The organism is Rhodococcus sp. NJ-530 (assembly GCF_003860625.1).
In the GTDB taxonomy this organism is placed as follows: Bacteria; Actinomycetota; Actinomycetes; order Mycobacteriales; family Mycobacteriaceae; genus Rhodococcus_F; species Rhodococcus_F qingshengii.
The window spans coordinates 3430509-3443534 of the sequence record NZ_CP034152.1; the positions used below are offsets into that span (position 1 = coordinate 3430509).

General features: G+C 63.0%; 12 protein-coding genes. 4 read left to right on the forward strand and 8 right to left on the reverse strand.

Going from position 1 to position 13026, the window contains the following annotated elements; translation table 11 throughout:
• Window positions 1-41 precede the first annotated feature (41 nt).
• Complete coding sequence (locus EHW12_RS16040) at window positions 42-1103, forward strand: Lrp/AsnC family transcriptional regulator (protein ID WP_125051146.1); 1062 nt, start codon at window positions 42-44, stop codon at window positions 1101-1103.
• Window positions 1104-1161: 58 nt separating this feature from the next.
• On the opposite strand, the gene pheT is transcribed toward EHW12_RS16040, so the two are convergent.
• The 6 genes from pheT to infC form a co-directional block, all read right to left on the reverse strand.
• Window positions 1162-3648 carry a phenylalanine--tRNA ligase subunit beta gene (pheT, locus tag EHW12_RS16045; RefSeq protein WP_075833306.1) on the reverse strand — a complete coding sequence of 829 codons (2487 nt, stop codon included), beginning with the start codon at window positions 3646-3648 and terminating at the stop codon, window positions 1162-1164.
• A gap of 60 nt (window positions 3649-3708) precedes the next feature.
• Complete coding sequence (gene pheS / locus EHW12_RS16050; RefSeq protein ID WP_003944109.1) at window positions 3709-4779, reverse strand: phenylalanine--tRNA ligase subunit alpha; 1071 nt, start codon at window positions 4777-4779, stop codon at window positions 3709-3711.
• A 170-nt stretch (window positions 4780-4949) separates the two neighbouring features.
• Window positions 4950-5780, reverse strand: a complete 831-nt coding sequence (locus tag EHW12_RS16055) for an RNA methyltransferase (protein ID WP_007736261.1) — start codon at window positions 5778-5780, stop codon at window positions 4950-4952.
• Between the two features lie 23 nt (window positions 5781-5803).
• On the reverse strand, window positions 5804-6193 hold the full coding sequence (rplT, locus tag EHW12_RS16060) for a 50S ribosomal protein L20 (protein ID WP_003944011.1): 390 nt from the start codon (window positions 6191-6193) through the stop codon (window positions 5804-5806).
• A gap of 63 nt (window positions 6194-6256) precedes the next feature.
• Entirely contained in the window at window positions 6257-6451 is a 195-nt protein-coding gene (gene rpmI / locus EHW12_RS16065) for a 50S ribosomal protein L35 (RefSeq protein ID WP_003944043.1), read from the reverse strand.
• Between the two features lie 43 nt (window positions 6452-6494).
• Window positions 6495-7187, reverse strand: coding sequence for a translation initiation factor IF-3 (infC, locus tag EHW12_RS16070; RefSeq protein ID WP_003944008.1), 693 nt, complete (start codon window positions 7185-7187; stop codon window positions 6495-6497).
• Between the two features lie 369 nt (window positions 7188-7556).
• Between infC and EHW12_RS16075 the strand changes: the two genes are divergently transcribed.
• Window positions 7557-7925: a DUF1844 domain-containing protein gene (locus tag EHW12_RS16075; protein WP_007736262.1), complete on the forward strand. Its 369-nt coding sequence runs from the start codon at window positions 7557-7559 to the stop codon at window positions 7923-7925.
• 1 nt (window position 7926) lies between these two features.
• Window positions 7927-8343: a DUF1801 domain-containing protein gene (locus EHW12_RS16080; protein ID WP_003944044.1), complete on the forward strand. Its 417-nt coding sequence runs from the start codon at window positions 7927-7929 to the stop codon at window positions 8341-8343.
• Between the two features lie 5 nt (window positions 8344-8348).
• Here the strand turns inward: EHW12_RS16080 and EHW12_RS16085 are convergent, their stop codons facing one another.
• Window positions 8349-9059 (reverse strand): WYL domain-containing protein, encoded by a 711-nt coding sequence (locus tag EHW12_RS16085; RefSeq protein ID WP_054827277.1) that lies wholly within the window; start codon window positions 9057-9059, stop codon window positions 8349-8351.
• A gap of 80 nt (window positions 9060-9139) precedes the next feature.
• Here EHW12_RS16085 and EHW12_RS16090 point away from each other — a divergent pair, with 80 nt between their 5' ends.
• Complete coding sequence (locus EHW12_RS16090; RefSeq protein ID WP_054187409.1) at window positions 9140-9847, forward strand: alpha/beta hydrolase; 708 nt, start codon at window positions 9140-9142, stop codon at window positions 9845-9847.
• Window positions 9848-9919: 72 nt separating this feature from the next.
• On the opposite strand, the gene uvrA is transcribed toward EHW12_RS16090, so the two are convergent.
• Complete coding sequence (gene uvrA / locus EHW12_RS16095; protein ID WP_024487477.1) at window positions 9920-12880, reverse strand: excinuclease ABC subunit UvrA; 2961 nt, start codon at window positions 12878-12880, stop codon at window positions 9920-9922.
• Between the last annotated feature and the right edge of the window lie 146 nt (window positions 12881-13026).

The window sequence follows — 13026 nt, forward strand, 5'->3', positions numbered from 1 at the left end:
GATAGTCCGAATCTTGCAGAAATATGCCGGATAATGACGTTATGAGCGCACCAGATACCGGCAACGGTCGCGGGATAGATGAAATCGATCTGAGGATAATCAATGCGCTCCAGCTCGCACCGCGATCGAAGTGGCTTTCGTTGGCCGGACCACTCGAACTCGACGCCGCGACTCTCGCCCGTCGTTGGAATCGACTCTCCGAATCGTCGTTGGCCTGGGTCACGGTCACTCCAGGGCCACAGGTGCTGGGCAGCATCGTCACAGCGATCATCGAAATCGATTGCTCACCTGCTCTTCTCGACACCGTCGCGGCACGGCTGACTCGCTCGGCCCACGCCGTGACCATCGAAGCATCAACGGGCAGAGCAGATCTGCTCGTCACAGCCGGTACCGCGGATCTGGCGTCGATGTCGCGCTTCATCTCGGAAGACGTCGCAACGATCGACGGTGTACTGGCGACACGAACCTCGATCATCACACGCTGGTTCACCGAAGGTGGGCGATGGAGACTCAATGCGCTGGCACCGTCCGAGAAGGGTGTGCTGACCACCAGCGAAAACCGTCCTGCCGTGCGCGCTCGGCCGACCGGGATATCCGAACAGGATCGCAAGGTTCTGACGAAGCTCGCTTACGACGGGCGCACTCCCATGAAGGAGTTGGCCGACGCGATCGGTGTCAGTCCCGCTGCGTGCAAACGCCAGATCGACCGGCTCACGTCTTCGGGGTTGGTGGCGCTGCGGTGTGAATTCGCGCGGCCGCTGGCCGGCCTTCCCGTGCTCGCCACTTTGTGGTGCCGCGTCGAACCCGAGCTTCTCGATACGGCGGGACGAGTGCTGAGTCGGGCGTCGGAAGTTCGAAACTGCTTCGCTGTAGTCGGCCCCGACAACCTGGTGGTTCAGTTGTGGCTGCATTCTCCTGCAGAACTCGATGCATTCGAAACTCGTCTGCGCAAGGAGATTCCGGGTCTTTGCGTCACGGAACGATCCATCGTGCTGTATCTGCGCAAACTGCTCGGCCACGTGCTCGACCAGCAAGGGCGACGGACGGACACCGTTGCGCCAGATGTGTGGCTTTCCGATTCGCCTCAGTCGAAAAGCCGATAACACGACAGAGCCCACGACCACCGGCAACGGTCGTGGGCTCTGTGATCAGTTGAGGAAATCAGCCACGCATCTGCGCACCGACAGCCTTGGAAGCCGCCTCCACTGCTGCATCGCGCGCGGCACTGGCCTCGTCCTCGGTCAGCGTCCGGTCGACACCACGGAATCGCAATGCGAACGCGAGCGACTTGCGGCCTTCACCGACCTGCTCGCCCTCGAAGACGTCGAAGAGGCGGATGTCTTCGAGAAGCTCACCGCCGCCGGAACGCAGAGCTTCCTGCACCTTGGCTGCCGGAATGTCGCGATCGACAACAACTGCCACGTCCTGGAGCACTGCGGGGAAGGGCGAAATGCGCGGCGCCGGCAGGTTCTCGACCAACGGCAAAGCGTCGAGGTCGATCTCCAGTGCGCAGGTGCGCGCGGGCAGTCCCGCACGCTCGAGAACAGCCGGATGCAGTTCGCCCGCATGACCGACTACGTTGCCGTCAACGACAACCTCGGCGCAACGGCCGGGATGCCACGGCAGGTACTGCGCCGCACGCAGTTCCACCTCGACGCCTGCTGCAGCTGCAATGACCCGCACGGCTGCAAAAGTGTCCGAAGCCTCGGCCTGACGGCCAGGACCCCAGGGGCCGCTCGGCTCACGCAAACCACTCAACACTGCAGCGATGTGCACCGGCTGTGCCGGCAACGACGCGATCAGGTTCGCGATCTGCTCGTCCGTCGGGCGACGATCCACCGGCAATGCATCCACCGGTTCGGTGTCAGGGCCCGGCAGGACGACCTGCGCGATGCCGTACAGCGACAGATCACGCTGACCGCGAGAAGCGTTGCGAGCCAGGATCTCCAGCAGACCCGGGAGCAGCGTGGTCGCCAACTCCGGACGATCGGCTTCGAGCGGGTTGAGGACCTTGCTGGTGTTGCGGCGCGGATCATCCGCGTCGAGGCCCCAGACGTCGAAGACGTTCGTAGGCAGGAAGACCGGAGGAAGGACCTCGACGTAACCGGCGTGAGCCACGGCCTTCGAGACCGTGCGCTTTCGCCGCTGCGACGGAGTCAACCCACGTCCGGCCGGAGCGGCGGGAAGCACAGACGGGATCTGCTCGAGACCTTCGAGGCGAAGAACTTCCTCGACGAGGTCCGCAGGCTGCACCAGGTCCGGACGCCACGACGGCGGCGTCGCGACCAACTGGCCGTGTCCCTCTTCGCTGACGCCGACCTCGACGTTGCAGCCAACCTGGGTGAGGCGGCGAGCTGCGGTGCCGTTGGGGTACGTGACTCCGGCGACACGGTCGGGCAGGTCGATATCCATGCGAATGGCAGCGCGAGGGGCGACATCGCCCACGTCGGTCAGGACCGGTTCGATCCGTCCGCCGGCAATCTCGACCAGCAGAGCGGCTGCGCGGTCGACGGCCGCGAGCGGAATTGCCGGATCGACGACGCGCTCGAAACGCTTGCTCGCCTCACTCGGCAGCTTGTGCCGGCGCGCCGTCTTGAAGACTGCGAGCGGATCCCAAGTAGCTCCTTCGAGGAGGATGTCCGTCGTTGCCGTTCCCACCTCGGTGGTTGCGCCGCCCATGACGGCAGCCAGCGAGATGACTCCGGAATCGTCGGCGATGACAACGTCTTCGGGATCGAGCGTGCGTTCGACGTCGTCGAGCGTCGTCAGCTTCTCCCCCGCCTTGGCGCGACGGACCACCAGGTCGCCCTGCACTGCGGTCGCATCGAACGCGTGCAGAGGCTGACCGAGTTCGAGCATCACGTAGTTGGTGACGTCGACGGCCGGCGAGATCGGGCGAACACCCGAGAGCAGAAGTCGACGCTGCAGCCACCACGGGCTCACTGCCTGCGGATCGATACCCGTGATCTTCCGCATCACGAAACGCGAAGCCTTGGACTCCGGTTCGAGGCGCACCGGCCAGGCTTCACCCTCAGCCGGGTGCGCGGGAACCGAAGCAGGATCGGCGTATTCGAGATCGAAGCCGCACGCGAGCTCTCGCGTGAGACCGCGGACCGAGAAGCAGTAGCCACGGTCCGGGGTGATGTTCAGTTCGATGATCGTGTCACCGAGACCGAGCAACTCGTTGCCGTCGGCGCCGGGTTCGGCGGTACCAGGCTCGAGCACCAAGATGCCCGAATGGTCTTTGCCGATACCGAGTTCCGAGACGGAGCAGATCATGCCGTCGGACACCTGGCCGTACGTCTTGCGAGTGGCGATTTCGAATCCGCCGGGCAGCACCGCGCCGGGCAACGCAACGACGACGAGGTCACCCTCGTTGAAATTGCGCGCGCCACAGACGATGCCACGTGGCTCGGGTTCGCCGACCTCGACCTGGCAGAAGCGGATCGGCTTCTTGAACTCGGTCAGTTCGGTGATGGAGACGACCTTGCCGACGACCAACGGGCCGTCGATCGCCTCGAGTGTGTCGAGTTCCTCGACTTCGAGTCCCACCCGGACGAACCCGGCGTCCAGCTCTTCCGGGGTCACCTCCCAGTTGGGAGTTGCCCGCTGCAGGATCTCGGTCAGCCAGGATTGCGCTACTCGCACGTCTGCTCAGCTCTCTCGTTTGTCGATAAGTCTTTGTGAAGGTTCCGCGGACCGGATCGGTCAGCCTGCGACACCGAAGGGCAGCGTGAAACGCACGTCACCTTCGACGATGTCGCGCATGTCCGGGATACCGTTGCGGAACTGCAGGGTCCGCTCGAGGCCCATGCCGAATGCGAAACCCGAGTACTCGTCGGGATCGATACCGCTGGCGCGCAGAACGTTCGGGTTGACCATGCCGCAGCCGCCCCACTCGACCCAGCCTGCGCCGCCCTTCTTGTTCGCGAACCAGACGTCGACCTCGGCCGACGGTTCCGTGAACGGGAAGTAATTGGGGCGCATACGGGTACGCGTCTCGGGGCCGAAAAGGGCACGAGCGAACGCGTCGAGAGTCCCGCGCAGGTTGGCCATGGTCAGGCCCTTGTCGACGGCCAGGCCCTCGACCTGCGAGAAGACAGGGGTGTGGGTCGCATCGAGTTCATCGGTGCGGAACGTGCGGCCCGGGCACACCACGTAGATCGGCACCTCACGCGAGAGCATGGTGCGGACCTGCACCGGCGAGGTGTGGGTACGCAGCACCTGGCGAGAGTTCTCGGGTGCCAGGTGGAAGGTGTCCTGCATCGTGCGCGCAGGGTGATCCGGCAAGAAGTTGAGTGCGTCGAAGTTGAAGTGCTCGGTCTCCACCTCCGGACCCTCGGCAACTTCCCAACCCATCGCGACGAATACGTCGGCGACCTGCTCGGAAATCAGGCTGATCGGGTGACGCGCCCCGACTGGGTGACGATCGGAAGGCAGAGTGACGTCGATTGCCTCGGCAACCAACACCGCGGCGTCACGCTCGGCGAGGAGGACCTCACGACGAGCGTCGTACGCGTTGTTGATCCGAGTGCGGAAGATGTTGACGCGCTTACCGGCGTCCGCCTTTTCCTTGCCCGGAAGGCTGCCGAGTCCCCGGCGAGCGAGGGCGATCGGGGACTTGTCCCCCAGGTGCTCCACCTTGACGTGCGCCAGCGCATCCAGGTCAGCGGCGTCCGCCAGCGCCTTCTCGGCGTTCTCAGCCGCAGCGGTCAACGCCTCTTCGGTGAGTACACTCGCGTCGACCTCCGGCGGTGTCGCGCCCTCATTTTTGGCCACGGCTGTGACGCTCCTGTCGCTTCTCGGTTTACTTCTCGTACTGCGTGCTTCTTGTACTGCTTACTTCTTGTACTGCGAGCGAGCATTCGAACTCGCTCGAGCATTGTCTCTGCTCTTGTATTGTCTCAGGCTTCCGCAAATGGGATTCCGTGAGGTCTTCGCGTGCGTTTTCAGCCGTGATCGGTGGCGCGATTTTGCACCCGCGCGCTTGCGTACAGGCAAATTGCCGCCGCTGTCGCGAGGTTCAAGCTCTCGGCGCGGCCATGGATCGGAATCCTGACCCGATGATCAGCCTGCGCGGCGATCGCCGGATCGAGACCGTGCGCTTCGTTACCGAACAGCCAGGCCGTCGGCTTGCTCAGCAACTCGTCGGCCTCGTCGAGATCGACCTCGCCGTCAGCTGCAGTCGCGAGAATCTGAATGCCGGCTGCGCGAATCTGCTCGATCACCGACACTGTGTCTCGATCGCGGACGACTGGCAGGTGAAACAGGCTGCCCGCCGACGAACGAACGACCTTGCCGTTATGCGGATCGACGCTGTCGCCGGCGAGGATTGCCGCGTCGGCACCCACTGCGTCTGCGATGCGAATGACGGTGCCCGCGTTACCTGGTTCGTTGACCTCGACCGGCACTGCGAGCAGGCGGGTCTCCTGATGGACGGCTGCGCTCAGCGGTACATCCAGTAGATCGCTGACGGCAACGAGTCCGGGCGGCGTGACGGTATCGCTGAGAGCTTTGATGGCTCGATCGGTCACAAGAGCAACACGAACTCCAGCGGTCAGCGCCCGATCGATGACGTGCTGATAGCGCTCGGCTGCGTCCTCGGTGTAGAAGAGGTCGTGCACCGGGCGGGCCTCGCCATTCGAGAGTGCACCGTTCAACAGTTCGGTGACCGAGTTCTCGCCCTCGACGAGGAAACGTCCTGCTTTGCGTCGTTCTGCTGTGCGCAGGAGCTTGACAGCAGAAACGACCCGCGGAGTCCGCTCGGTGAGCGGGTCCACGGGCCGTTGCTGTGATGCGTGAATCAGGCTGCTTCTCCGGCAGGAGCGTTCACGTCAGCCGGCAGAGCGGCCTTCGCGAGTGCGACCAGGCCGGCAAAGGCCTCGGCATCGGAGACAGCGAGCTCGGCCAGGATCTTGCGGTCGACGTCGACCTCTGCCAGACGCAGGCCCTGGATGAGGCGGTTGTACGTGATGTCGTTTGCACGAGCTGCAGCGTTGATACGCGTGATCCACAGCTTGCGGAACTCGCCCTTGCGCGCACGACGGTCGCGGTACGCGTAGGTGAGCGAGTGGAGCTGCTGCTCCTTGGCCTTGGTGTACAGACGCGAACGCTGTCCACGGTAGCCGCTGGATGCAGCAAGAATTGAACGACGCTTCTTCTGGGCGTTGACCGCCCTCTTTACGCGTGCCACTTGAAAAATCCTGTCAATCTAGGGGCTGAAAGTACGGCCCCGGGTGGTCAGTAAGGGGGCGACTCAGATGCCGAGCATGCGCTTGATGCGCGGAGCGTCGTCAGGGCTGACAACAGCGACACCGTCGAGACGACGGGTAACCCTGCTGGACTTGTGCTCGAGAAGGTGGCGACGGCCGGCCTTCTGGCGCATGAGCTTTCCGCTGCCGGACACCTTGAATCGCTTCGAGGCGCCGCTGTGGCTCTTCATCTTGGGCATGGAGTCCTCAGTTCTTGTTACGTGGTGGATCTTGGGAAATCGACTAGCTGGCCGGAGCCTCGGGAGCGGCATCGCCGGTCGCCGGTGCTTCCGGAGCTGCTTCACTGGAAGCCGGTGCGGCCGGAGCCGGACGCGGAGCAGCCTGAGCCACTGGCGCCTGAGCGCTCTCCTGCGCCTTGACACGAGTCTTGGCGCCCTTGTGCGGTGCCAGGACCATCGTCATGTTTCGGCCGTCCTGCTTTGCCGAGGTTTCGACGAATCCGAGATCTGCGACGTCTGCTCCCAGACGCTGCAGAAGGCGGTAGCCGAGTTCGGGGCGTGACTGCTCACGTCCGCGGAACATGATCGTGACCTTGACCTTGGAACCGGCTTCGAGGAAGCGAACGACGTTGCGCTTCTTGGTCTCGTAGTCGTGGTCGTCGATCTTGGGTCGGAGCTTCTGCTCCTTGATGACCGTCAGCTGCTGGTTCTTACGTGACTCACGTGCCTTCTGTGCAGCCTCGTACTTGAACTTGCCGTAGTCCATGATCTTGCAGACCGGTGGACGGGCGTCAGGAGCTACCTCGACCAGGTCGAGGTCGGCCTCAAGGGCCAAGCGGAGTGCATCTTCAACACGCACGATGCCTACCTGTTCGCCGCCAGGTCCGACCAAACGAACCTCGGGAACGCGGATACGATCGTTGATGCGGGTCTCAGTGCTGATGGGGCCTCCTAGGTTGAACGGTGCGGTCTTCATGACCGCACGCAGCCCGTACCGCCCGCACCCCAACAAAAAAGCCCCGCTGTGATGATTGCTCATCCGCGGGGCCCGATGTCGACCGATCACATAAGATCCAGCTCACGCCGAAACCTATCTCCTCGACTGAGCGAGGAACCTGACGAAGAATGATCTCCGATAACAGGTGACCGGAACCACTGAACTGCAGTTTCACCTGCCGCGCAGAGGTGGGAGTCGGACTCCACTTGCTGCCCCCGAACAAGTCGGAGGCGGTCGTTGCAACAAGAGTAACAGGTCGCCACAGATGAAAGAAATCGGTGCCGCTCCCAGTACTGCCGGGAGAGGCCCGATTCAACACCGTCACGGCCTGATGGAATCCTTACATCCATGAGTGAGAACTTCGAGGCAGAACAGAACACCGACGGCGCGAACCCCGACGTCCGCGAACTCTCCGAAGTTCCCGCGGTCGAGGTCATCAGCCGTGCTGCAGTGATGCTGATGAGTTCGGCTGCCGAAAAACTCGGCCTCTCCGACGCCGATCCGTCTTCCAGCCCCTACCTGGACCTCGACGAAGCGCGTCGAGTCATCACGGCACTTGCCGGACTCGTGACTGCGTCGGTCGAATACCTCGGCCCTCATGCCGGACCCATCCGTGAAGGCCTCCAAGCCCTGCAGCGCGCATTCCGTGAGGCCTCCTCGCACCCGGACGAGCCAGGAAAGGGACCGGGCGAGAAGTTCACCGGTCCGGTCTACTGAATTGGCAACCGCCAACAAGACTCAACCGACGCCCGAGGACGTCGACGCATTCATTTCACGCGTCGACGACCGCAAACGCGCCGACGCCGTGGAGCTGATCTCCCTGCTGTCGGCCGCAACCGGCGAGCCTGCTGTCATGTGGGGCTCGAGCATCATCGGATTCGGGGCACGGCACTACCGATATGCGAGTGGCCACGAAGGTGACACCCCACTGATCGGATTCTCCCCCAGGGCCACCGCGCTCACGTTGTACTTGTCGCTGAACTTCGACGACTACACCGACACGCTCGCTCGCCTCGGCAAGCACAAAATCGGCAAGGGCTGCCTGTACGTCAAACGGCTGAGCGACGTCGATATGACGGCCCTGACCGAACTGATCACGGATTCCGTTGCCGCAGCCCGCAACATGATCGACTGAGTCACTCACCTACGGGGAGAAACAGGCCGAGCGTCTTCGGGCGGTTGCCCGAAGACGGTCGAATCGCGTGGTGTGAAGTGATCGTTCGTCAGCGTGGCCCGACGCATTCGATCGAGTCGAAACCACCGCACGGCGTCGCGCTCGCGACACCAGCCGATGAGAAACCACTGACCACGGTCCTGCGCCAGAATGTGCGGCTCAACTGCCCGCACCGTCTCCGCACCGTCCCCATCCACGTAGTGCAACGACACGACGCGACTCTGCTCGAGACCCTGCTCGACGGCCTGCCGGTTCGCGCGCGAATCCGTCAGAGCCCCGCCGTCACCGCGAATCCACACGCGGCCACCGAGCTCCGCGACCTTGCGACGACTCTCCTCGTCCATCACATCGAGCAGTTTCGCCAGCGCTGCTCGCCCATCCGGCGCAAACGGAGCATCACCCATCGCCGTCAAGGCCAACGCGATCGAAACTGCTTGCGGAACAGTGAAATTCACCGGCGGTAGCGTAGCGCGACCTACGAGTCGGTAACCACCCCCGGGGCCTGAGCGCGCTTCGATCGCCGCACCCGACATCATCAGCGTCTCGATATCCCTCTTGATCGTCCGGGTGGTGACACCGAATTCCTCGGACAATCGGGAGCACGTAGTCCCTCGATCGCCCTGTCGCCGAAGTTCCTCGACGAGAGCATGCAATCTCGCAGCTCGATTCACGTTCACCAGTGTCTCAGATTCCGATACCAAACGGTGACATAATTGGTGACACTCTGTTGTCACCAACCCGGGTGCACTGTGAGTCCATGAAAACTCACATCGTTCTTGTTCCCGGATTCTGGCTCGGTTCATGGGCTTGGGATGCAGTACTCCCACACCTCGAACGTTCCGACACCCGCGTGACCAGCCTGACACTGCCCGGGCTCGACGCAGTAGACACAGATCGATCAGCGGTCACCTTCGACGCTCACGTCCGTGCAGTCGTCGACGCCGTATCGGACTCCGACGAGCGCACGGTCTTGGTCGTACACAGCGGCGCCGGCCCGGTGGGGTACGCCGTCACCGATCGCATCCCGGATCGCGTCGCTCGGATCGTCTACGTCGACTCGGGCCCCATGCCCGACGGCGCAGCGCTGCGACCGGATCTGGCCGCTGACGTCGTCGAGATACCGCTGCCGACGTGGGCAGAACTTGAAGCAGACGGCAGCAGCCTCGAAGGACTCGACGAGAAGGCTCTCGAGGCGTTTCGCGCCAACGCCGTCCCCGAACCGGCCGGGCCGGCGCGTGAGCCGATTGTCCTGACGAACGAAAAGCGCTACCAGGTGCCGTCAACCGTCGTTTGCAGCACGTTCCCGTCCGCGGTGATTGCCCAGATGGCCGACGGAGGTCATCCGATGGCCGCCGAACTGGCGAAACTTCCCGTGACGTACGTCGACCTCCCGACCGGCCATTGGCCGATGTGGTCGCGCCCCGAAGACGTCGCCCAGGTGATCCTCGAGGCCGCCGCTTCCTGATCGACAAAGCAGTGATGCCGGATCGGATTCCGACCCGGCATCACTGACCGATTTCTACTTGCTCACGTTCTACTAGCTCACGGAAGCGGCTTTCTTCCGTGGCGCGGCCTTCTTTGCGGCAACTGCCTTCGTCGCACGCTTCTTGGTGATCGGCTTGGCCTTGACCGGCGCGTGCTGTGCGGTGAGAACCTCACTGAGGAACTTGCCCGTGTAGCTCTCGGGGACCGCGGCAACGTCTTCCGGCGTACCTTGCGCCACAACGGTTCCGCCGCCGGATCCACCCTCGGGTCCCATGTCGACGACCCAGTCCGACGTCTTGATCACGTCGAGGTTGTGCTCGATCACGATCACGCTGTTGCCCTTGTCGACCAGACCGTTGATCACGATCAGGAGCTTTCGGATGTCCTCGAAATGCAGACCCGTGGTGGGCTCGTCGAGGATGTACACCGTGCGACCGGTGGACCGCTTCTGCAATTCGGCGGCGAGCTTGACGCGCTGCGCTTCACCACCGGACAGAGTCGGAGCCGGCTGACCCAGTCGGACATAGCCCAGGCCGACGTCGACCAGCGTCTTGAGGTACCGGTGAATTGAGGTGACCGGCTGGAAGAACTCGGCTGCTTCCTCGATAGGCATGTCGAGTACCTCGGCGATCGACTTGCCCTTGTAGTGGACCTCGAGCGTTTCGCGGTTGTACCGAGCGCCGTGGCATACCTCGCAGGGCACGTACACGTCCGGCAGGAAGTTCATCTCGATCTTCAAGGTTCCGTCGCCGGAGCACGCCTCGCAGCGTCCACCCTTGACATTGAACGAGAATCGGCCGGGCTGGTAACCGCGGACTTTCGCTTCCGTCGTGGCCGCGAACAGGGTTCGAATCTTGTCGAACACACCGGTGTACGTCGCCGCATTCGATCGCGGAGTCCGGCCGATCGGAGACTGATCGACCTGCACGAGCTTGTCCAGCTGATCGAGTCCGTTGATTCGTGTGTGACGGCCAGGCACCTGGCGTGCACCGTTGAGCTTGTTCGCCATGACGGTCGCGAGAATGTCGTTGACCAACGTCGACTTGCCCGAACCGGAGACACCGGTGACAGCGGTGAGAACACCCAGCGGGAAACTCACGTCGATGCCGTCGAGATTGTGCTCGCGAGCTCCGACGACCGTGACCTGGCGTTTGCGATCCACCGGCCGACGAATGGCCGGAACCTCGATGAAGCTGCGACCCGACAGGTAGGCGCCGGTCAGAGATTCTTCACACGTCAGCAGTTCTTCGTACGGTCCGCTGTGGACGACCTTGCCGCCGTGCTCGCCGGCGTACGGTCCGATGTCGACTACCCAGTCGGACGTGCGGATAGTGTCTTCGTCGTGCTCGACGACGATCAGCGTGTTGCCGAGGTCGCGCAAGCGCGTCAGGGTTTCGATCAGTCGTCGATTGTCACGCTGATGCAGGCCGATGGACGGCTCGTCGAGTACATACAGCACGCCGACGAGTCCGGAACCGATCTGCGTTGCCAAGCGGATTCGCTGGGCCTCGCCACCGGACAACGTGCCAGCGGCACGCGAGAGGGAAAGGTATTCCAAGCCGACGTCGAGCAGGAACCCGAGTCGTGCCTGAACTTCCTTGAGGACCTGACCCGCAATCGCCTCTTCGCGCGAACCGAGAGTGAGGCTGTTCAAGAAGTCCGCGCAATCGGAGATCGACAGTTCACAGACCTCGGCGATGGACTTACTGCCGAAGTCTCCAGCCGCGATAGTTACCGACAGGATTTCCGGGCGCAGGCGAGCACCACCACACGCCGGGCACGGCGTGTCGCGCATGTACCCGTCGTACCGTTCCTTCATCTGATCCGATTCGGTCTGCTCGAGCCGGCGATGCAGGAACGGCATCACACCTTCGAACTCCGCGTAGTAAGAACGGGTACGGCCGTACCGATTCTTGTACCGGACGTGAACCTGCTCCTCGCTGCCTTCGAGGATTGCTTTGCGGGCCTTCGCCGGCAACTTGTTCCACGGCGTCTTCATGTCGAAACCGAGGATGTCGCCGAGGCCGGAGAGCAACCGTCCGAAGTACTCCGAACTCTGGCCCATCGACCACGGCGCGATCGCTCCGTCTTCGAGGCTCAGGTCGGGATCGGGAACCACCAGATCCGGGTCGACCTCCTTGCGGATACCGAGGCCAGTGCATTCCGGGCAGGCGCCGTAGGGCGAGTTGAAGGAGAACGAGCGCGGTTCGAGATCGTCGATCGCGAGTGCGTGGCCATTCGGGCAGGCCAGCTTCTCGGAGAAACGACGCTCACGATCAGGTGCATTTTCTTCACGGTCGACGAAGTCGAGGACCACGATGCCTTCAGCCAAGCGAAGTGCGGTCTCGACCGAGTCGGTCAGGCGCTGCTTCGAACTCGCCTTGACCTGCAATCGGTCGACCACTACTTCGATGTCGTGCTTTTCCTGCTTCTTGAGCTTCGGCGGATCCGCCAGCGAATGGACGACACCGTCGACGCGCACTCGCGAGTAGCCCTGGGTATTGAGCTGATCGAAAAGGTCGACGAACTCGCCCTTACGAGTACGGACTACCGGTGCGAGGACCTGGAACTTGATGCCCTCTTCCATCTCGAGCACCTGGTCAACGATCTGCTGGGGCGTCTGACGTGCGATCTTCTCACCACACACCGGGCAGTGCGCCGAACCTGCGCGGGCATAGAGAAGTCGGAGGTAGTCGTAGACCTCGGTAATGGTGCCCACCGTCGAACGGGGGTTGCGGTTGGTCGACTTCTGGTCGATCGACACCGCAGGAGACAATCCCTCGATGAAGTCCACATCCGGCTTGTCCATCTGACCGAGGAACTGACGCGCGTATGCCGAGAGCGACTCGACGTAGCGGCGCTGACCTTCGGCGAAGATCGTGTCGAACGCGAGGCTGGACTTGCCGGAGCCGGACAACCCGGTGAAGACGATCAGGCTGTCTCGCGGGAGGTCGAGATCGACTCCTCGCAGATTGTGCTCACGCGCACCCCGCACGATCAGGCGATCCGCCACACCAATTCCCTTCATTGTCAATCGTCCGGGGCCGTCCCCCCGGAGAAGTCTCGAGTGGCCTCGCAAACGCGAGTCCTCGAGCGATCGTCATCGTAGGCCGAGCCACCGACACGTTTTTCTCACCAGGCGAGCCCATCGCTCTACCT